The sequence below is a fragment of the Thioalkalivibrio sp. ALE28 genome (assembly GCF_000377425.1).
GTDB lineage: Bacteria > Pseudomonadota > Gammaproteobacteria > Ectothiorhodospirales > Ectothiorhodospiraceae > Thioalkalivibrio.
The window spans coordinates 127,405-146,626 of sequence record NZ_KB898096.1; the positions used below are offsets into that span (position 1 = coordinate 127,405).

The 19,222-nt window shown below is 65.9% G+C and carries 18 protein-coding genes and 2 pseudogenes; 13 read left to right on the forward strand and 7 right to left on the reverse strand.

Features of this window, described 5'->3' with window-relative positions:
- The first annotated feature begins 1 nt into the window (after window position 1).
- A complete protein-coding gene (locus D105_RS15060) occupies window positions 2-673 on the forward strand; it encodes a hypothetical protein (RefSeq protein ID WP_155987697.1) in 672 nt (223 codons plus the stop codon).
- Window positions 674-799: 126 nt separating this feature from the next.
- Here the strand turns inward: D105_RS15060 and D105_RS0105655 are convergent, their stop codons facing one another.
- Together D105_RS0105655 and yjjJ are read right to left on the reverse strand one after the other, a co-directional pair.
- Complete coding sequence (locus D105_RS0105655) at window positions 800-1,912, reverse strand: Fic family protein (protein WP_018877799.1); 1,113 nt, start codon at window positions 1,910-1,912, stop codon at window positions 800-802.
- A gap of 171 nt (window positions 1,913-2,083) precedes the next feature.
- Window positions 2,084-3,478, reverse strand: a complete 1,395-nt coding sequence (gene yjjJ, locus D105_RS14145) for a type II toxin-antitoxin system HipA family toxin YjjJ (RefSeq protein WP_081619280.1) — start codon at window positions 3,476-3,478, stop codon at window positions 2,084-2,086.
- A 221-nt stretch (window positions 3,479-3,699) separates the two neighbouring features.
- On the opposite strand from yjjJ, the pseudogene D105_RS14150 reads away from it, so the two are divergent.
- The 11 genes and pseudogenes from D105_RS14150 (at window position 3,700) to D105_RS14155 (ending at window position 15,558) form a co-directional block, all read left to right on the forward strand.
- Window positions 3,700-4,418, forward strand: a pseudogene (locus tag D105_RS14150) (SprT-like domain-containing protein).
- A gap of 986 nt (window positions 4,419-5,404) precedes the next feature.
- Entirely contained in the window at window positions 5,405-7,087 is a 1,683-nt protein-coding gene (locus tag D105_RS0105685; RefSeq protein ID WP_018877802.1) for an NADH-quinone oxidoreductase subunit L, read from the forward strand.
- 1 nt (window position 7,088) lies between these two features.
- Entirely contained in the window at window positions 7,089-7,838 is a 750-nt protein-coding gene (locus D105_RS0105690; protein WP_026280431.1) for a hypothetical protein, read from the forward strand.
- Window positions 7,835-10,972 carry a DUF2309 domain-containing protein gene (locus D105_RS0105695; RefSeq protein ID WP_018877804.1) on the forward strand — a complete coding sequence of 1,046 codons (3,138 nt, stop codon included), beginning with the start codon at window positions 7,835-7,837 and terminating at the stop codon, window positions 10,970-10,972. The genes D105_RS0105690 and D105_RS0105695 overlap by 4 nt, the downstream gene beginning before the upstream one ends.
- Entirely contained in the window at window positions 10,969-11,295 is a 327-nt protein-coding gene (locus D105_RS0105700) for a P-II family nitrogen regulator (protein ID WP_018867364.1), read from the forward strand. The genes D105_RS0105695 and D105_RS0105700 overlap by 4 nt, the downstream gene beginning before the upstream one ends.
- A gap of 165 nt (window positions 11,296-11,460) precedes the next feature.
- Complete coding sequence (locus D105_RS0105705; RefSeq protein ID WP_018877805.1) at window positions 11,461-11,781, forward strand: rhodanese-like domain-containing protein; 321 nt, start codon at window positions 11,461-11,463, stop codon at window positions 11,779-11,781.
- Window positions 11,782-11,803: 22 nt separating this feature from the next.
- Window positions 11,804-12,538 carry a glycosyltransferase gene (locus tag D105_RS0105710; RefSeq protein WP_018877806.1) on the forward strand — a complete coding sequence of 245 codons (735 nt, stop codon included), beginning with the start codon at window positions 11,804-11,806 and terminating at the stop codon, window positions 12,536-12,538.
- A gap of 84 nt (window positions 12,539-12,622) precedes the next feature.
- Window positions 12,623-13,828 carry a succinyldiaminopimelate transaminase gene (gene dapC, locus D105_RS0105715; protein WP_018877807.1) on the forward strand — a complete coding sequence of 402 codons (1,206 nt, stop codon included), beginning with the start codon at window positions 12,623-12,625 and terminating at the stop codon, window positions 13,826-13,828.
- Window positions 13,829-13,848: 20 nt separating this feature from the next.
- Complete coding sequence (gene dapD, locus D105_RS0105720; RefSeq protein WP_018877808.1) at window positions 13,849-14,670, forward strand: 2,3,4,5-tetrahydropyridine-2,6-dicarboxylate N-succinyltransferase; 822 nt, start codon at window positions 13,849-13,851, stop codon at window positions 14,668-14,670.
- Window positions 14,663-15,016 carry an arsenate reductase gene (locus tag D105_RS0105725; protein ID WP_018877809.1) on the forward strand — a complete coding sequence of 118 codons (354 nt, stop codon included), beginning with the start codon at window positions 14,663-14,665 and terminating at the stop codon, window positions 15,014-15,016. The genes dapD and D105_RS0105725 overlap by 8 nt, the downstream gene beginning before the upstream one ends.
- Window positions 15,017-15,029: 13 nt before the next feature.
- Window positions 15,030-15,558 (forward strand): annotated as a pseudogene (locus D105_RS14155) (DUF2062 domain-containing protein).
- Between the two features lie 6 nt (window positions 15,559-15,564).
- Here the strand turns inward: D105_RS14155 and D105_RS0105735 are convergent.
- Genes D105_RS0105735 through D105_RS0105745 form a run of 3 tightly spaced genes read right to left on the reverse strand, consistent with a single transcriptional unit; the run spans window position 15,565 to window position 17,343 of the window.
- Complete coding sequence (locus tag D105_RS0105735) at window positions 15,565-15,777, reverse strand: hypothetical protein (protein WP_018867357.1); 213 nt, start codon at window positions 15,775-15,777, stop codon at window positions 15,565-15,567.
- Entirely contained in the window at window positions 15,765-16,544 is a 780-nt protein-coding gene (locus D105_RS0105740; RefSeq protein WP_018877812.1) for a type III pantothenate kinase, read from the reverse strand. Before D105_RS0105740 ends, D105_RS0105735 begins: the two co-directional genes overlap by 13 nt.
- A complete protein-coding gene (locus D105_RS0105745) occupies window positions 16,537-17,343 on the reverse strand; it encodes a biotin--[acetyl-CoA-carboxylase] ligase (RefSeq protein ID WP_018877813.1) in 807 nt (268 codons plus the stop codon). The genes D105_RS0105740 and D105_RS0105745 overlap by 8 nt, the downstream gene beginning before the upstream one ends.
- Before the next feature lie 62 nt (window positions 17,344-17,405).
- On the opposite strand from D105_RS0105745, the gene D105_RS0105750 reads away from it, so the two are divergent.
- The gene (locus D105_RS0105750; protein ID WP_018877814.1) at window positions 17,406-18,206 is read left to right on the forward strand and encodes a lytic transglycosylase domain-containing protein; all 801 of its coding nucleotides are present in this window, start codon (window positions 17,406-17,408) and stop codon (window positions 18,204-18,206) included.
- Window position 18,207: 1 nt separating this feature from the next.
- Here the strand turns inward: D105_RS0105750 and D105_RS0105755 are convergent, their stop codons facing one another.
- Both D105_RS0105755 and D105_RS0105760 read right to left on the reverse strand, forming a co-directional pair.
- Window positions 18,208-18,528 carry a DUF2007 domain-containing protein gene (locus tag D105_RS0105755; RefSeq protein WP_081618691.1) on the reverse strand — a complete coding sequence of 107 codons (321 nt, stop codon included), beginning with the start codon at window positions 18,526-18,528 and terminating at the stop codon, window positions 18,208-18,210.
- A 48-nt stretch (window positions 18,529-18,576) separates the two neighbouring features.
- Window positions 18,577-19,194, reverse strand: coding sequence for a hypothetical protein (locus D105_RS0105760; protein WP_018877815.1), 618 nt, complete (start codon window positions 19,192-19,194; stop codon window positions 18,577-18,579).
- Window positions 19,195-19,222: the final 28 nt, after the last annotated feature.

Consider the following 19,222-nt stretch of genomic DNA (forward strand, 5'->3'; position numbering starts at 1 on the left):
CATGGATGTACGAGAAAACCGAAATTCGATCGAAGTAAGGATTGAAGCAATCGAACGTCGAACTGCCCACTCCCTTGCCGTGCAATTTCTGCATGATATTCAGCCTATGCGCCTGAGTGCCGACGAAGAGCCACAGGAGACATTAATCAGGCGAGATGATGTGCACGTGACCCTCATATTCGTGTTCCGGGATCGCGCTCATATAGAGCCTTTTCGGAATGCGCTATCCGCGCAAGTCGGAATGCTGCGGAATAAGCTTGCATCGGCGAGCGCACGCGACAAGAAACAGCTCCGAAGATCGATAGAGAAAATGACGGTCGATGGTCTGCCCGCGAACGATAATTACGTCCTAGAGCGACCATTCATACCGAAGCCCGAGGGAGAACCCGCCACTCTAAAGGTTGAGGAACCGAAAGTACGATTCAAGATCACTGCTAATCTTTTCCCCAGGCGAGCACTCCCCCTCCCAAATACTCGCAGGATCGACACAGAAGTAAAAGGATGGGCGGCAGAACTACCTCTCGGATTTACACACGGTGGAGGAAAAAAGCTGGATTGGCTACAGCCGAGAGATGAGGTGCAGGTGCTAGAGGCTCTTTTGGCGGCGCTTGAGCTGCGTCTGCAGGAACTTAGGCGTGATCTCGCAACAGCTGATTTTGAAGACGACGGATAACCATGTAGGGATCGGCGATTACGTCATTCTTGCGGGAGACGGGTGGACCTTCATCAAAATGGTTTACCGCGATGCCGTGGTTGAGAGCGGACAGCATTGCTTAACAGATCGGCGCCCTGATCGGGGTCATGCAAGCGTTTCTGGCAAAGAGTAACTCGTGCTGCGTCCACCGCCCGGGTTCTTCTTCAACGCGCCCCGGCCCACCAGGTCCGCAATATCCCGCTGTGCCGTGTCCTGCGAACACTTGGCCATCAGGGCCCAACGCGAAGAGGTCATCCCGCCTTCGAACCCATCCAGCAAGCGATTGAGTACCTTGATCTGTCGGGCATTGAGCGGCTCGGTGGCGAACCGCTCCCAGAATTGTGCCTTGAACAGCACGTGCTCGAGTGCATCCTGAGCGCTGTCCAGCGAACGCTGCAGGCAGCCCAGGAACCATTCCAGCCACAGGGTGATATCTAGGTCTTCCTGTTTCTGGGTCCGCTCCAGGATCGCGTAATAGTCGCTGCGTTCCCGAAGGATCTGCCCGGACATGCTGTAGAAACGTTCCGCCGAACCATCCGCTCGTGCCAGCGCCATATCGGCGATCGCCCGCGCGATACGCCCGTTTCCATCCTCGAACGGGTGAATCGTCACGAACCAGAGGTGAGCCAGCCCCGCCACCAATAGCGGATCCAGCGGTCCAGGTGTCTTGAACCAGGAGAGGAAAGCGTCGACCTCCCCCGGGATTCGTTCGGCCGGTGGCGCGGAGAAGTGCACCGTCTCCCGGCCAGCGGGACCCGACACCACATCCATCGGCCCTTCTTCGTCATCCCGCCAGCGCGCGACCGGAATCCGCGTCATTCCGCTACGTCCCGTCGGAAACAGGGCCGCGTGCCAGTCGAACAGTCGATCCACTGTCAGTTCACGGTCAAAGGCCTTCGTGGCATCCAGCATCAGTTCGACCATGCCGTCGACATCCCGCCCTGAAGCGACCAGTCCCCCGGCCTCCAGCCCGAGGCGACGTGCCAGGGAAGAGCGCACCTGATCGAGGGGGAGCCGTTCGCCCTCGATCGCGCCGGAATCCACGATATCCTCCGACAGCATCCGAAGCGACGCTTCCTCGCGCAGCGCGAAACCCAACCCCTGCATCCGCCCGAGCAACCGACCCTGCTCGCGCGCGGCCGCGGCCAGCATCGGCGCGATATGTTCCGCGTCCCACTGCCAGTGGGGCCAACCGGTCAACTCCCAGATATATAGCACGCCAATCTCCGCATAATATGCGGAGATTATGCGGATCTTTCTCCGCATTTCCAAGCGTATGCGGAGTGCGGCGGATGCCGAGCGCATCTGACGCTGTAGGTCTTCTCGGACGGCCAGAGTAATTGTCGTTAGATGGATGCCCGCGTCCAATGGGCACCGCCCGGCGAGTGATCAGGGCACAACGAGTGCCATGCGCCTTTGCAGCTCGAGGGCGTTTTCGGATGCAATCCAGCGAAACGTGGAACGGATGCGGGTGTCATCCGACACGGTTTGCCAGTACCCGATCGCGGCGTGACAAGTGGCGACCCACGCACCATGTTCACGGGGCAATGGCAGGGCGGGCTCGAACGTCACGCGCGGCAACTCGCCACCCGGGAGCGGCGCGTAGGCCATCGGGAGCATGTCGTAGACCGGGCACAGGACAAGCCGACCGCCCTCCGGTCGAAAGGCGAGATTGCCCAGGTGCATGTCGTTATTGGCAATCAGTCTTCCGAACCAGGTGATGTGACGGATGGCTGCAACCGCCTCCGGCGCCAGCAGACGCTTGTCGGCGAGCCCCTGGGCGAGGGCGTCCCATGCCGAAGGCGCATGGCCAAGCAAGGCCGCGTTCACGGTCTCCAGCGTCACCACCGGGCTGCGGCCGAACAGTCCGTTACGATCGAAGCGCTCGATCTCCAGGAACGTGCGACCCTGTTGCTGGAGGATTCGGCTGGGCGGACTCTGCACGCCGGGGAGCGCCGCGACCGCCTCCAGAGCCAGATGCTCCGCCACCAGCAGATCGGACCAGCGCTGCACGGTCGCGGACTCGTCCGCACCCGAAAACTTCACGATGACGTGCGGACTATGACTGCCCTGCAGGTCCCGAAGGGCGGTGAACTTCGGGAACTCACCCGCAGCACTGGAGCCCGCAAGACCCAGCGAGATGGCCTCCTCCGCCGCCTTCACATACATCCCTTCGATTTCATCCGCCCCGAGAATCGGAGGGGGATCCAGGCGGGCCTTCTGCCAGCCCTTGAATGCGACATCACCAACGACCAGGTTGCCCGGGAGATCGGACCCCACACGACTCAGAACCCAGAGGATATCGTCGTCACTCCAGGCATCTGGATTGGGTGACACCCCGAGCGTGTCTTGCAAGCGATGCGCCAGCTGGCGCCCGAGGTAGCCCTGGGGGCGCATATCGTACAAAGGGTATGGCAGACCGGCCCACCATCCTTCGGGGGTCTCGTCGTCATCTTCCAAAGGCCAATCCGAGCCACCAAAATCGGCATGGCAGCCCTGTGGCTGGATGGGCGAGAGCTCCGTGAGCTCGTGCGGCTGGCCGGCTTCATCAATCACACGGATGGGAGTAGGCGCGAAGTCGCCTCGCAGCGCTCTGCGCAGAGCGTAGCGAGTGCGCCGGGCCCGCCCGGCCGCAAGCACGGGCTCGGGCGTCTCCTGCAGCAGTCGGTGAAGGGTGGGGACCGACAGCCCCAGTTCGCGGGCAAGATCGGCTGCGCGCGCCGGGGCGAGCCTGGCAAGCGCCTGGCCGAGCCGCTGATGCGCTGCCTCTCGCTTGCTCCTCATCCGAACCTGCCTATTGAAATGATTATTGAGAAGATACTACCTCATTAAGGGTTTGATATATAACCCTTCAATTTCTCTCCCAAGCATTTAGTGAAACGATCCTATGGACGAACCAGATCCTGGACGGGACAGGTCTCGGCTCGCCCAGTTTGTGACCGGATTTGTGACAAACACGGGGCGATACAATCTCGGGACTCAAGACTCGATGCCGGAAACGCACCATGACCGACTCCCCCACCCTGTCGATGGACTCCGCCCTGCACCGGGCCTTCGATCATTTCAACGAACAGCTGTTCGACAACGAACTGCCGCCCTGCCTGATCACGCTGCGCAGCTCCCGTCGGCAGCGAGGCTACCACCACGCCGAGCGCTTCATCTCCCGTGACGGCACGATCACCCACGAGCTGGGTGTTCATCCGGGGTACTTCACCCTGAATCCGCTGGAGGTCGCGCTGTCCACGCTGGTGCACGAGATGGTGCATCACTGGCAGGAATGCTTTGGCCGACCGAGCCGCTCGAACCACCACAACCGGGAGTGGGTCGGCAAGATGGAAGCGATCGGTCTGGTGCCGAGCGATACCGGCCTGCCGGATGGCAAACAGACCGGACGCCGGGTCACGCACTATATCCAGCCCGACGGTCCGTTCGCCCGAGCCTGTGGGGACCTGCGGGCCACCGGGTTCAAACTGCCCTGGTTCGACCGGCATGCCCCACCGATCCGGAATCGCTTGCCCAAGTGCAGGAGATGCTGGCCCACCAGGGTCTGGCCGTCGCCAGCGCCCCCGCGCCGGCCGAGACGATCGCAATGCGCGACGATGCCGACAAACCGGCGGTGTTCGCGCCGCCCACGCCACGCCCGGATCCCCGTCTGCGCATGAACTGCCCGACCTGCGAGGCGCGCGTCTGGGCGGGACCGGAAACCGAAGTCGTCTGTGGATAGCGCATGGAGCCCATGAGGCCTCTCTGGGTGACCTCACCAAGGTCAAACCGACACGCGGACATGCCGAAGTGAGCCTGACGCATCCCGCAAGCATCAGGCGTGAGCCAGAAGGTCAATCTGAGGCCGAATTCCTGTGCCACCTTCCGTGACAACCCAACCCCAAGCTCTACCTGTGTGTGACACATCTGAGCGATATGGATCGGTCTTTATCGTCATTCCCACTATGACGTTTTTCGCTTTTACTCCAGATGGTTGGGGAGTTTGTGCTACGTTTTATGTCGCCTTACAACTCTCTTAGCCGATCTTGATTACGTAGGCTTATTCTGGCTACGAACCAGGTCGGAGGTTCGAATCCTTCCGGGCGCGCCATATTCCTGAGAGAGGGCACCCACATTCGGGTGCCCTTTTTCGTTTGGACCAGCACAAAGGATTCGAACCTCCGTTCAACAATACGGTTCGACCCCGAGCGCAGCGAGGAACGTGTCAGCCCACAGCCGGCAGCCGGGAGGTCAACACGTACCGCGTCGCCGCCATCCTTTCGGGCGCGCCAGATTTCGGAGAAAGGGATCCGTGACTTACAGTCGCTGGTCCCTTTTTCGTTCTGGCTCAGGGCTCGTGCCACTCCTGTGACAAACCCGAATTACGCCAATTGGGCTCCTCGTGCCCGATTAGTAGCTGGCTTCGCGAGTCATTCCGTTCCTTGTGTTCGTAGGAACGCCTTCGATCGTGCCCCTACAGCCAGCCCTCAGGTGCGGCGCAACGCATCTCCTTCTATATTTTCCACGGGCCAGCTCCCGGGAATGCGCCGTTTGCGCAATCATGCCCCCGACCCGTACTTTTAGCGTAGCAACCGGGTTTCGATGACGCCTCGGTAGTGCTCCCGGCGTTTTTCCAAGCTGGGCGCCGTGCAGGCCTCGGGCAGGACGCGATCGGAGGTGGACGACCCGCAACACGCGGGGCGTTACCCGAAAGAGCGGGGTGGGACGATGATGGAACTGCAGTGGCTGATCGCCCTGCTGCCCTTTCTGGCAGCACTGCTGGTGCACCTCCTTGCGGGCCGGCTGGGCCACCGGGTCACGCGCCTGAGCGTGGGGATCAACGTCATCGTCGTAGGGATCGCCGCGTTCCAGCTGGCGCTCTACATCACCGGCGACACCGGGCCGCAGTGGATGGGCCTGGCCAACGGCTGGGGCAGCCTGCAGCTGGACCCGCTCAGCGCCATCATGGCGCTGGTCGTTGCCGGGATCAGCCTGGTGGTGCACGTCTACTCGATCCGCTACATGTTCGAGGAGCCCGGGTACGCCCGCTTCTTCATGCTGCTGGACCTGATGACCGGATCCATCCTCCTGATGGTGATGGCCGGCGACCTGATCACCCTCCTGATCGGCTGGCACCTGATCGGGGTAGTCCTCTACTTCCTGCTTACGCACAACACCGAACCGCCGCGCGCGCAGCGCTACGCCTTCTGGACGTTCATCACCTACCGTCTGGGGGACCTGCCGCTGGTGCTGGCCACCGTGATCCTGTTCCAGGCCTACGGCGTACTCGACCTCCCCACCCTCTTCGACCGCATCGCCGAAAGCCCCGATGCCCGCACCGTCATGGGGCTGCCCGTCACCGGGACGGTGGCCTTCCTGGTGGCGCTGGCCGCCTTCGCCAAGTCGGCCCAGTTCCCGCTGCACACCTGGCTGCCCTACACCATGGAGGGGCCCACGCCCGTGTCGGCCCTGATGCATGCGGGGATCGTCAACGCCGGCGGCATCATCATCAACCGCTTCGCCCCGGTGTTCGTCCACAGTAGCGAGGTCCTCCATCTGCTCTTCATCGTGGGCCTGCTGACCGCCGTGATCGGCTCGCTGATGATGCTTTCGCAGAACGACATCAAGAAGTCGCTGGGCTACTCCACCATGGGGCAGATGGGCTTCATGGTGATGGAAACCGGTGCCGGCGCCTTCGCGCTGTCGATCTTTCATCTGATCGCCCACGGCCTGTTCAAGGGCACCCTGTTCCTCGGAGCCGGCAACGTGATCGGGGCCGCGCGCCGCCATGACGGGGTTCCCAACGAGCCTCTCTACGACTTCCTCGTGGAGCGCAAATCGGCCCCCGCACGCGTGCCCTGGTTCATCATCGGGGCGGTCACGCTGATCGTGCCGCTGGTGATCCTGGTCGGCGCACATGCCTGGGTTGCGGAGCGCTTCTTCCAGCAACAGGGCGCGATCGTGCTGTTGTTCTTCGGCTGGATCACCGGGGTCCAGGTGCTCTTCACCGCCCAGCGGCTCGATACCGAGAATCCGCTGCGCATGATGGCCCTGATCATCCTGTCCTTCGCCGTGATCGTGATCGGCTACGTCCTCGTGGGCCACAGCTTCGAGGCCTTCCTCTATCCGGATGCCGCATTCCGTGACGCACTCTACTCGGCGGCGGGTATCGACAAGCTCACCTTCGATGTCCTGGTCGTCCTGCTGGCCGTGGTGTTCGTCCTCGGCTGGATCGGGGCCTACCTGAGCCGGACGCGCCAGCGCCCGATGGACAAGCTGCCGGCCGGCGCGCGGCTGATGCTGTACTCGCTTCTGTCGCGCGAGCTTTATGTAGCCGACGTCCACGAACGTGTCACGGACCGGCTGCTGGCCCTGTCCAGACGCCTCAATATCTGGCTGAGGTGGCGCTGACATGTCAGTGTTTCTATTGATACTCGCCGCGTTCTTCCTGCCGCTCTTCCCGGCCACGATGCTGTTCACGCGGCTCGCCGTCAGCACCCAGCCTCTGCCGGTACGGCTCGCACTCGTCGTCTTCTGGCCCCAGATCGGGGTCGTCCTGATCCTCTGGGGCGAACTGGAGCCAGGTCCGATTCTCGCGACCTGGGCCGTGATGAGTGCGCTGTTCTACGCCTTCCGGATGCTGACCGTGCGCGAGGTCGGGCGCTGGAACGCCATGCTGGCCGTATCCGCCTGGCCCCTGGTCTGGCTCTACGCCCTGCAAACACCCGCGCCGGTTGATCTCGTCGCCGTGACGCTGGCACTGACCACCGCCCCGGTCCTGATGCTGGTGGTGCACGAAGCCCTCGTCGGACGCCTGGGAGCCGCCTACACGGGGCTCCACGGCGGTCTGGCACGCGATCTGCCGCGCCTCTCGGGGATCATTGTGGTGGCAACGCTCGCGGCAATGGCCCTGCCCTTGTTCCCCGGCTTCTTCGCCCTGCTGACCCTGCTGGGCAGTGCGCCCGTCGGCTTCGCCATTGGCATCCTGCTGATCTGGCTGCTATGGAGCTGGGCGGGGGCCCGTCTGCTGCAGGGCACGGTATTCGGTCCGCGCAGCGGACCCGTGGCTGCCGATCTGACCGCCCCCCGCGCATGGGGCTTCGCCGGTCTCGTCGTGGCCCTGACAGGCGCCGGGCTCATCTGGACCGGAGGTGCGCTGTGACCCTTTCCCTCGGCCGCCAGCTGAAGATCCGCTCGATGGTGCACATGGCCGCCGAGCCGATCCCCAACTTCTGGCCCATGCGCACCTTCATCCACCACAACCCGTTGCACGGGCTGGAGGACCACCCCTTCCCCGAGGCGATCGAGCGTGGCCGGGCCCTGTTCCACGGGCGCGGCTTCCTGGCCCGCGCCGACTACCAGTGGCTGCTCGCCGATGGCCGCATCGACCCGGATGCGCTGGACACAGCGATCGACCGGGCGCTTGGTGGCTATCCAGCCCTGCAGGCCACCGGTGGCCACGCGCTGATCCATACCCTGCTCACGCGGTGTCGCGAACCGGCCCGTCGACCGTGCGTGCTGGCCGCGGCGGAGGACGTGGCGGCCATCCTCGCCGGCGGTGTTCCATCCGCGGGGGACGGCGTGGATGTGGAACGCATCGAGGACATCCTGCGCCGAGCGTTCCCGCCGGAGCGGCCACTCTACGAGGCGCTGGACCACCTCTACGACACCCGCATCGGCGAGACCCTGGACGAGCTCCTGATCAAGACCTGCCTCGACTTCTTCGACGAGGGCCAGTCCGCCTGGCCCATGCCCGGGCGCGAACAGGGCCTGTTCGCCGCCTGGAGCCAGCTTGCACAGCGCAACCTGCGGCTGTTCCTGCGCGGCCTGCACATCAAGAACATCCTGGATCAGAGCGACACCCCGGAGGGCATCATCGCCTTCGTCCTCGACGAACTCGGCATCCCCGAGTCGTCCTGGCCCGGGCTGATCGTGCGCGAACTCACCCATCTGCACGGCTGGGCCGGCTTTATCCGCTGGCGCGAACGGGCGCCTCGCTATCACTGGGCCCGCGAATATCCAGCGGACCTGGTCGACTTCCTGGCGATTCGCCTGGTGCTGGCACTGTCCCTGGTCCGCGAACACGCGCGGCGCCGTCGGATGCCACGCAACCGGTTCGAACTCGAGGCCCGGATTACCGAGCGCCCGGCGGAATCCTTCCTGCGCCACGAACTGTTCACCGGCGCCGTGCTGCCCACTCGGGCCGAGTCCGTCGAGGACGCAGTGGCGCGCGGTCGGCCGGCCGAAATCGCCCGGCTCATCGGGGCTTACATCCCCGAAAAGCGCCAGGCTGAAGCCGGGACCCAGTCACGTGCCCTCGAAGAACTGGCACAGCGCGCCGGCACACCGAATGCCTTCCGCGAGCTCTCGCCGGGATGCCTGGCCGAGGTGCTGTCGGAACTGGAGGCATTCGAACGGCGCGAGGGCATGATCTGGCTGGAGGCCATGGAGACAACCTACCGCCGCGCGCTGCTGTCACGCCTTCACCCGACTCCCGCGCCACCCCGCGAAAAGCGCCCCTTTGCGCAGATGCTGTTTTGTATCGATGTGCGCTCGGAACGCATTCGCCGCCAGCTCGAGACGCTTGGCGACTACCAGACCTACGGGATCGCCGGATTCTTCGGTGTCCCGGTCAGCTTCATCGCGCTGGGCAAGGGTAGCGAGGATCACCTGTGTCCCGTACTGCTGACCCCGAAGAACCTGGTCCTCGAGGTGACGACCGGCGCCGAGAAACTGGAGACGGATCTGTATTCCTCGGCGGAACACCTGCTGCACGACCTGAAGCATTCGGTCCTGTCGCCCTACTTCACGGTCGAGGCCATTGGCCTGCTCTTCGGTTTCGACATGGTCGGCAAGACCCTCGCGCCGCGGCTCTACAATCGCTGGCGCCACCGCATCGAATCGGACAAGCCGTCCACCCGTTTGCTGGTCGACAAGCTCACCCGCGAACAGGCGGACTCGGTCGTTCGTGCGCTGCAGCGGGTCATCATCGTGGAGGCGATTCACAAGGAGTTCGGCATCGAGCGCGAATCGATCACCGACGCGATCATCCGCGAACTGCGCGAGGCGGCCCTGGGGCGCCACACGGGCCAGACCCACTTCGCGCAGGCTTTCGCCCTTGGCAAACGCGCCGAGGCGGATTTTATCCAGACCCTGCAACAGCGCTACCGCATCAATCGCTCGTATGCGCAGATGCAGCTCGAACGCCTCGGGCGCATCGGCTTCTCCCTCGACGAGCAGACCTACTTCGTCGCCCAGGCGCTGCGCTCCATCGGGCTCACTGAACACTTCTCCCGCTTCATCATCCTGACCGGGCACGGCAGCCAGTCGCACAACAATCCCTACGAGTCCGCCCTCGACTGCGGTGCCTGCGGCGGGAGTCACGGCCTCGTCAGTGCCCGCGTCCTGGCGCATATGGGCAACAAGCCGGAGGTTCGCCGGCGCCTGCGGCACGAGGGCATCCACATCCCGGACGATGCCTGGTTCCTGCCGGCATTCCACAACACGACCAGCGACGCGATCGAGTTGCACGACCTGGATCTGCTCCCGGCCAGTCATCTCGTCTACCTCGAGCGCCTGCGCAACGGGTTGCAGGCAGCGCGGCGCCGCACCGCCGCGGAGCGGCTGCAGACCCTGCCGCCGGAGGGCGGGCCGGAACTCGAGCCCATCCAGGCCGCGCGGATGGCCCAGCGCAACACGGTGGACTGGACCCAGGTGCGGCCCGAATGGGGCCTGGCGCGCAACGCGGGCTTCATCATCGGGCGCCGCCACCTGACCGAGGGCAGCGACCTCGAGGGCCGTACCTTCCTGCACTCCTACGACTATCGCCTCGACCCGCGCGGGCGTCTGCTCGCGAATATCCTGACCGGCCCACTGGTGGTCGCCCAGTGGATCAACATGGAGCACTACTTCTCCACGGTCGACAACGAACACTATGGCAGCGGCAGCAAGGTCTACCACAACGTGGCGTGCCGCCTCGGTGTCATCACCGGCAACCTCAGTGACCTGCGAACCGGCCTCCCCGCCCAGACCGTACTGCGCGACGGCCGGCCCTACCATGACCCGATCCGCCTGTTGGCGGTCATCGAGGCGCCCTTTGAACACGCCCAGGCGGCGATCGACGGCGTCGCCAAGGTCCGGAGCCTGGTCACCAACGGATGGATCCTGGTAGTGATCCTCGACCCCGAGACCCACCGGATCCATCGCTTCGCGGACGGCCAGTGGCTGGAAGAGCCGCTGCCCGGGGCCGCTCATGGGCAAACCGATCCAACGGCTGCGGAGGAGACCCGCGCATGAACGACGTGAACCTGAATCCCCTCAAGAAGCTGGAGATCATTCTCGAGGGCGAACACCAGGCCTTTGCCACCGATCTGCTCGACCGGGCCGGCGTCAAGGGCTACACCATCATGGGCAACCTCTCGGGAAAGGGCAGCCAGGGCTTCCACGAAGGCCATCTGATGTTCAACGAGGACGACGTGCTGATCATGATCATCGCCGCCGTACCCGAGGAACTGGTCGAGCCGATCCTCGAGGGCTTCACCCCCTTCTTCAACCAGCACAGTGGCGTGATCTTCATCTCCGACATCCAGGTCAGTCGTCTGGTCAAATTCAAGGGCTGAAATCCACCCCCGGGCGGCTGCGGCGCTCCCGGGAACACCTGCTATTCGACAGCCGGGCTTGGCCGGTTCACAGGCAACATGCCAATCCCTGGCGTGCATCCCGCCTCTTGCAATGCGCCACTCCCGAGGCCAGCCTGAGTCACTCCCCAGTCACGGTTCACCACCATGCGCCAGATGTCCCCCCGGGAATTGCACGACTATCTCTCGCAGGCAAAGAACCCGCCGAAGCTGCTGGATGTGCGCGAGCCCTGGGAATTCCGGCACTGCCACATCGAGGGCTCGCAACTGCTCCCGATGGGCCAGATCCCGACGGCGTACCAGGACCTGAATCCGGAGGACGAGATCGTGGTGATCTGTCACCACGGCGTCCGCAGCCAGCAAGTCTGCGGCTTTCTGCAGCGGGTCGGGTTCAACAACGTGATCAACCTGTCCGGCGGCATTGATGCCTGGGCACGCGAGGTCGATCCCCACATGGCGACCTATTGATCAGAGCTCCCCTGGCCGCTGCGTGAGACGCGCACCCACCCTGTCGGTCATCATCCCGGCCTGGAACGAGGCCGAATGGCTGCCACGAACCCTGGCGGCCGTTCAGGACGCCCTCTCGGCCGTCGATCGCCCCAGCGAGATCATCGTGGTGGACAACGCCTCCACGGACGCGACCCCGCAGATCGCGCAGCGCGCCGGCTGTCGTGTCGTGTTCGAGCCGGAACGCAGGATCAGCCGCGCCCGCAATGCCGGCGCCGAGGCGGCCACCGGGGACGACCTACTGTTCGTGGACGCCGACACCTGGCCGGATCGCGACCTGCTGCAGGCCACCCTGAAGGCACTGGACAGCGGCCGCGTCTGCGGCGGCGGTGCCCGGGTAGATTTCGACCACCTGAATCACCGCATCTACCGCTGGGGTGCCGGCGCCTGGAACGCGCTGGCGGCGCGCCTGAAGCTGGCCGCCGGCTGTTACGTCTTCTGTACCCGCGAGGCCTTCACCGCCGTCGGCGGCTTCAGCGAAACTGTGTACGCCGGGGAAGAGGTCTTCCTGTCGCGCGCCCTGCGCCGCTGGGGCCGGGCACACGGCCAGCGCGTGGAGGTCCTGGACACCCCCGTGTTGACCTCCGGGCGCAAGGCGGACTGGTTTCACCCCGGCCGACACATCCTGGTGGTGCTGCAGGTCCTGCTGCTCCCCTGGAGCCTGCGCTCCCGCCGCCTCAGCTGGTTCTGGTATACCCGTCCAGGCAGTCGCGACTGAACGATCGCGGTGCCGTCGCCCCGCCGGGTTCGGTATACTGCGCGGTCTTTCGGTTCGCGCCCTGCACAGGAATCCCCGGACGCCATGAATCCCCGCCTCGACCGGCTCCAGCCTTACCCGTTCGAACGCCTGCTGGCCCTGTTCACGGACCTGCGCCAGCCGGAGGGGCTGGAGCCCATCGCGCTGTCGATCGGCGAACCACGCCATGCGCTTCCGGGTTTCGTCGAACCCGCCCTGCGCGACGCCGTACAGGGTTACAACCACTACCCCACCACACGCGGTGAACCCGCCCTGCGCGAGACCATCGCCGCCTGGCTGCAACGCCGGTTCCACCTCGATACCGTGAACCCCGAGCGCCAAGTGCTGCCGGTCAGCGGCACCCGCGAGGCCCTGTTCGCGATCGCCCAGGCCGTCGTCGCCGAGAAGCCCGGGGCGCGCGTGCTGATGCCAAATCCCTTCTACCAGATCTACGAAGGCGCGGCCCTGCTGGCCGGTGCGGAACCGGCCTTCTACGACCTGGCCCCGGAGAACGGCTATCTACCCGACTTCTCCACGATCGACGCCGCCACCTGGGATGCGGTGCAGCTCGTCTACATCTGCAACCCGGGCAACCCGGCCGGCGCCTGCATGTCCGAGGCGGCGATGCAGGACCTGATCCGTCTGGCCGAACGCCATGACTTCGTGATTGCGGCCGACGAGTGCTACTCCGAGATCTATCACCCGGAGGCCACCCCGCCCGCCGGCCTGCTGGGTGCCGCGGCGCGCATGGGCAATACCGGCTTCGAGCGCTGCATCGTGTTCCACAGCCTGTCCAAGCGTTCGAACTTGCCGGGGCTGCGCTCCGGCTTCGTGGCGGGCGATGCCGAGCTGCTGGACCGCTTTGCGCTGTACCGTACCTACCATGGCTGCACCCTGCCACCGCCCACCCAGGCCATCAGTCGCGTGGCCTGGGCGGACGAGGCCCATGTGGAGCACAATCGCGCCCTGTACGCGCAGAAGTTCGCGGCGGTCGTCCCACGGCTACAGGCCATACTCGACGTCACCACACCGGCCGCCGGCTTTTACCTCTGGCCACGGGTTCCCGATGGCGACGACGAGGGCTTTGCCCGCCGCCTGTACGCCGAGGCCGGGGTGACCGTGCTGCCCGGGCGCTACCTCTCGCGCAGCGACCCGAACTCCGGGCACAACCCCGGTGCCGGGCATGTCCGCATGGCCCTGGTCGCCGAGCCGGCCGCCTGTGTCGAGGCCGCCGAGCGCATCGCCGGCCTGTATGAATCCATTACCTATTAATACGTTGCAAGGAAAACCTCATGTCCGATATCCAGAGTACCATCGAAACCGCCTTTGAACGCCGCGCCGAGATTAACCCGCGCAACGTGGAGACCAATGTCCGCGATGCGGTGAACGAGGCGCTGGAGATGCTGGACACCGGCCGTGCCCGAGTCGCCGAGAAGAAGGGCGGCGAATGGGTGGTGAACGAATGGCTGAAGAAGGCCGTACTGCTGTCGTTCCGCATCTCGGAAAACGAGTTCATCAAGGGGGGCTTCACCAACTACTACGACAAGGTCCCGTCCAAGTACGCCGACACCTCCAGCCGTGACTTCCGCGAGGCCGGCGTGCGCGTCGTGCCGCCGGCCACCGCGCGCCGCGGGAGCTTCATCGCCCGCAACACGGTGCTGATGCCGTCCTACGTGAACATCGGTGCCTATGTGGATGAAGGCACGATGGTCGATACCTGGGCCACGGTCGGCTCCTGCGCCCAGATCGGCAAGAACGTGCACCTCTCCGGCGGCGTCGGGATCGGCGGCGTGCTGGAGCCGCTGCAGGCGGCCCCGACCATCATCGAGGACAACTGCTTCATCGGTGCCCGCTCCGAGGTGGTCGAGGGCGTGATCGTCGAGGAAGGCGCGGTCATCTCCATGGGCGTGTATCTCGGCCAGTCCACCCGGATCTACGATCGCGAGAACGACGAGATCCTCTACGGCCGCGTACCGGCCGGCTCCGTGGTGGTCTCCGGCACCCTGCCCTCCAAGGACGGCAAGTACTCGCTGTACTGCGCGGTGATTGTGAAGCGCGTGGACGAGAAGACCAAGGCCAAGGTCGGCCTGAACGCCCTGCTGCGCGATGTCTGACATCGCGCTCTTCGGGATCGCCAACTGCGATACCGTCCGCAAGGCCCGCCGGGCGCTGGATGCGGCCGGCGTGGATGTTCGCTTCGTCGACGTTCGCAAGGACGGGCTGGAGGAGGCCCGGCTGCGCAACTGGGTCGAGGCGCTTGGCTGGGAGGCCCTGGTCAACCGGCGCGGCACGACCTGGCGCCAGCTTCCCGCCGAACAGCGCGACGGGCTGGACCGCGAACGCGCGATCGCCCTGATGCTCGAACACTCAGCCCTGATCAAGCGGCCGGTGATCGAACAGGGGGACGCGATCACGGTCGGCTGGACCCCCGACATCGCGGCCCGCTGGGGGGCTGCCTGAGGCCCTCGGCGGCATGCTGAGGCGGGCCGGCATTCGCTGGCGGGCGTTGCGCTGGCGCGCCCACCACTGGCTGGCCCGTCATCCCCGCCTGCACACGGGCCTGCATGCCGCCGGGAGCATGAAGAGCGGCCCGGAGGCCATGGCCCGCGGGGTTGCCATCGGGCTGTTCATTGGCCTGACGCCCACGGTCGGCTTTCAGACCGTATTGATGATCATCCTCTGCATCGCGCTGGCCGGGAATTTCCCGACGGCCTTCGTGGCCTCGTTCGTCAGCAACCCCCTGACCACCGCCCCCCCTGTACTGGGGCTACCACTCCCTGGGCGAGGCGGTCTTTCGCTACATGCCCCTTCTCGCCCACGACCCGGACGCCTGGTACCTGCAGGGGATCGGCGACGAGATCACCTTCACGTTGCTGGGCAGCCTGCTGATCGCGAGCCCCACCGCTATGGCCGGCTACTGGATCTCCCATCAACTGTCCGCCGCCTGGCAGCGCCACCGGGACCGGCGGCGCGCCGAGCGGGCCCGGCGCCGCGGCCACTAAGCCTCGTCACTCGGTCGCCTCCTCGGCGACCCCTTCCCCTGCCGGCGCGCCACTGGGTTCCGGCCATTCCAGCCGGACATCCAGCAACTCCACCGTGCCCCGGTCGCGCTCCAGGGGCGGTACGTCGGCGTAGGGGTCCGGATCCAGCCGGCCGTCGTGCCACACCCACACGAAGTACCCCAGGTTCAGCAGCGCGAGCGCCAGGATTAGCCAGCGCATCCGGCGTCCTCCGCGCGCGACAGTGCCCATAGGCCGTCCAGCACCAGGTTGGGGATGATCCGCGCGTCCTCGCGCAACAGCGGTGCCAGCCAGTAGGCATCGCCCCCGGTCAGCCAGCAGGGGGCTTCCTCGCCCAGCACGTCGCGGGAGCGCGCGATCAGTCCGTCCAGCGCCCCGGCCAGCCCCAGACCCCAACCACGCTCCAGCGCATCCGCACTGTTCAGCCCGGGCGACGGGTCAAGGTCCTCGGGCCACTGCGTCGCCTCGCGCGGCGCGATACGATCGGCCAGACGGGGCTGCAGCGCCTCCCAGCCGAGCTGGCGCCCCGGCAGTATGTAGCCGCCTGCATGACACCCGTCCGCCTGCAACACGTCGACGGTGACCGCGGTTCCGGCATCCACCAGGATGACCGGCATATCGCCAACGGCCCGCGCCGCGACCAGCGCGCAGTACCGGTCCACCCCCAGCTCGCCGGCTGCGTAGTCGGTCCGCAGGCCGTTCGGCCCGGCAGCCGCAACCCGGACCGCGTGGACCGAGGCCGCCAGCCCGGCGCTGTCCAATTCCTCGGCGAACGCCGCCCCGCGATCACCCGCCACCCGCGAGACCCATACGGCGTCGATGGTCGAGTCCTGCGTCATGGATGCAAGGGCGCGGGCGCAGCCCGCGGGCTCCGGGGCCGCGCCGGAGCCCAGCACATCGCCATCCCGACTGCGCACCTGCCATTTCACCCGGCTACTGCCGATATCCACCAGCGCGATGTCAGACATGTTCAAGACTCCGTACCGAAACCTCGCTCGAGTGCAGATGACGCACCGATCCGTCCGCGAATGCCGCCACCAGACAGCCGCTGGCCGGGTCGATCCCCAGCGCCCGCGCCTGCGCTCCATCGTCCAGCAGCTCGATGGCTTGCCCGCGCAACAGATCGAGCCGCTCCAGCTCGGACTCCAGCGGGGTCACGCCCTCGCGCACCATAACGGGATGCAGGCGGCAAAGCCGGTCGACCACCCGCGCGGCCAGTTCCAGGTCGTCTGGCGCCCCACCCGGACAATGACTGGCGAGATCGGTGACCGCGCGGTCCAGTTCCAGTGTATCTGCGGCCTCGCGATTCATCCCGATCCCGGCGACCAGCCGGCCCGGCCGCTCCCGGCCCGGCGCCCGCTGCTCCATCAGGATCCCGCCGAGCTTGGCGCCCTGGATCATCAGGTCATTGGGCCACTTGAGCCGCACGGACTCCAGACCCAGCCCCTCCAGGGCCTGGATTACCCCGATCCCCACACCCACCGGATAGGCGGGCGGCACCGGGCCCCGCGCGATGGGCCACGCCAGCGACAGAGCGAGGCTCGCCCCGGGCCGCGACTGCCAGATCCGGCCCCGCCGGCCGCGGCCCGCGGTCTGGGTATGTGCCACGCAGACACGCGGTCGCTCATCGTCCGTGGCAGCCGCCTCCAGGAGATAGCGGTTGGTCGAATCGACCGATTCCAGGACCTCGACCCAAGGTGCGTCGACGTCGCTGCCCGCCAGCAGGCCGTCGACGCGCTCTTTCAGCCATGCACTTTCCGGCGCCATAATGCAGACTGTGAATGAAGTCTCGGTCATCGGGATCGGTACTCGGCCAGGGGGCACAGGGGTTGGATACCAGGGATACGCGGAGGAAAGCCAGGCACCATGGTAAGCATTCCGCCCGGCCGGCGCTGCTACTGCTGGTCCTGGCGGCGGGCCTGCTCGCGGGCGGGACCAGCGCGGCCGAGCTGTACAGCTACCGCGATGCCTCCGGTGCCCGCGTCCTGACCGACGAACGGCCCCAGGGTGTGCCGTACGAAACCATCCGCTCGCCCGCGAGCACGGGTACGGCCACGCCGCCTGCCGGCGGCGACTGGTCTCCCAGCCAGATCTTCGTGTTCGAGGGCCCGGGCGGTGAACGCCTGGTCACCAACCAGCACCGCCAGGACAACGGCATGGAACTGGTCGCCACCTACGGCCGCCCCACCGCACGGGCCCGCTGCGGCGAGCGCGCCCGCCATGCGCTGGCCACCGGCGGCGGCGAGTTCGCGGACCTCATTCGTACGGCCGCCACCCGCAAGGGCCTCGACCCTGCGCTGGTCCAGTCGGTCATTCACGTGGAATCCTGCTTCGATCCGCAGGCGGTCTCGCGGGTGGGCGCCCACGGCCTGATGCAGCTGATGCCCGCGACCGCGGCCGATCTCGGGGTCACCGACCGCTTCGATCCGGCCCAGAACATCAACGGCGGCACACGCTATCTGGCCGCCATGCTCGAGCGTTTCGAGGGCAACCTGGATCTCGCCCTGGCCGCCTACAACGCCGGCCCCGGCGCGGTGGAGCGCCACGGCGGCGTCCCGCCATTCCGCGAGACGCAAACCTACATCCAGCGCATCCGCTCGCAGTACACCGGCAACGGACGGCCGAACTGACTCAGACTTTGGGCTTGTCGCGCCCGCAGTTCCAGCACTGGGTGAACTGCGGCTCGATCACCTCGCCGCAGCGCGGGCACTTCCAGTCCCGGCCGTCGTGTTCCGGCTCGCCCTCCAGATACTCCAGGATCAGGGCTCGCGCCTCCTCGGCCTGCTCCTCGTGCACCACCATGATGCGCGCCCAGGTCTCGGTTGGCGGGACCTCCCCCGCCGCGCCCATGAGCCCGGCCTGGTTCACGTACGCCGGGATCCCGGCCTCTTTCAGCAGGTCCTCGATGAACCCGGCCATCACGGGGTCGGCGGCGGAATAGACAGTCCTCATGACCGCGACCGTAGCACGCGCGGCAAATCCGACGCAGCGGGCCTACCCCTACTGCACAGTGCCTTGATTGGCCGCCTGGAAGTATTCCATCGCCTTCTGGATTGCGAAGAACGGGGCTTCCTCGAGCGCAGTGCGGGTATGCGGCAGGTTGATGTCCGCGTGGTACTTGCGCATGGCCAGGACATGGATCGGCAGCTCGCGCGCGAACATCGGGTTTTCGAAGTTGAAGTACTGGCCCAGCCCCAGCACCAGATCCTGGCGCTCGTCGGCCGTCAGGCTCTCCGGGGACACCCGGACATCCGGGAGCTGCCCGGCCTGGCCGTCGACCGATACCACCACCTGGCGATCCCCGTCGGCCGCGGCCGGCACGGAATCTCCGTTCACCAGCTGCAGGTTCTCCGACAGGTCCAGGTACCCCTTGGACAGGATATGCCCATGCGGCTGGAACACCTTGCTGGACATGTTGACCGCCCAGAGTTCCATGGTCTCCTTGAGGTCCTGGGCCGCCTGCACCTCGCCCAGGGCGAACAGCTGCTGGGCGTAGACGATATCCCACACCCAGACCTGGCCGTACTCGGGCAACTCGCCCTCGGCGGTCACCGAGACCTTGTGCAGCTCCGGCTGCGATTCGTCGCGCGCATGCAGTGTCAGGGTAAATTCGGCCAACGGACTTCTCCTTACGGCAGCGGATATC

Excerpts from the sequence above, each read along its gene's own strand:
- D105_RS0105705 (WP_018877805.1), top strand. The coding sequence starts at position 11,461 with ATGCGCCAGATGTCCCCCCGGGAATTGCACGACTATCTCTCGCAGGCA.
- D105_RS0105685 (WP_018877802.1), top strand. The coding sequence starts at position 5,405 with ATGATGGAACTGCAGTGGCTGATCGCCCTGCTGCCCTTTCTGGCAGCA.
- yjjJ (WP_081619280.1), bottom strand. The coding sequence starts at position 3,478 with ATGAGGAGCAAGCGAGAGGCAGCGCATCAGCGGCTCGGCCAGGCGCTT.
- D105_RS0105740 (WP_018877812.1), bottom strand. The coding sequence starts at position 16,544 with ATGTCTGACATCGCGCTGGTGGATATCGGCAGTAGCCGGGTGAAATGG.
- D105_RS0105725 (WP_018877809.1), top strand. The coding sequence starts at position 14,663 with ATGTCTGACATCGCGCTCTTCGGGATCGCCAACTGCGATACCGTCCGC.
- dapD (WP_018877808.1), top strand. The coding sequence starts at position 13,849 with ATGTCCGATATCCAGAGTACCATCGAAACCGCCTTTGAACGCCGCGCC.
- D105_RS0105745 (WP_018877813.1), bottom strand. The coding sequence starts at position 17,343 with ATGGCGCCGGAAAGTGCATGGCTGAAAGAGCGCGTCGACGGCCTGCTG.
- D105_RS0105700 (WP_018867364.1), top strand. The coding sequence starts at position 10,969 with ATGAACGACGTGAACCTGAATCCCCTCAAGAAGCTGGAGATCATTCTC.
- D105_RS0105735 (WP_018867357.1), bottom strand. The coding sequence starts at position 15,777 with ATGCGCTGGCTAATCCTGGCGCTCGCGCTGCTGAACCTGGGGTACTTC.
- D105_RS15060 (WP_155987697.1), top strand. The coding sequence starts at position 2 with ATGGATGTACGAGAAAACCGAAATTCGATCGAAGTAAGGATTGAAGCA.
- dapC (WP_018877807.1), top strand. The coding sequence starts at position 12,623 with ATGAATCCCCGCCTCGACCGGCTCCAGCCTTACCCGTTCGAACGCCTG.
- D105_RS0105755 (WP_081618691.1), bottom strand. The coding sequence starts at position 18,528 with ATGAGGACTGTCTATTCCGCCGCCGACCCCGTGATGGCCGGGTTCATC.
- D105_RS0105690 (WP_026280431.1), top strand. The coding sequence starts at position 7,089 with ATGTCAGTGTTTCTATTGATACTCGCCGCGTTCTTCCTGCCGCTCTTC.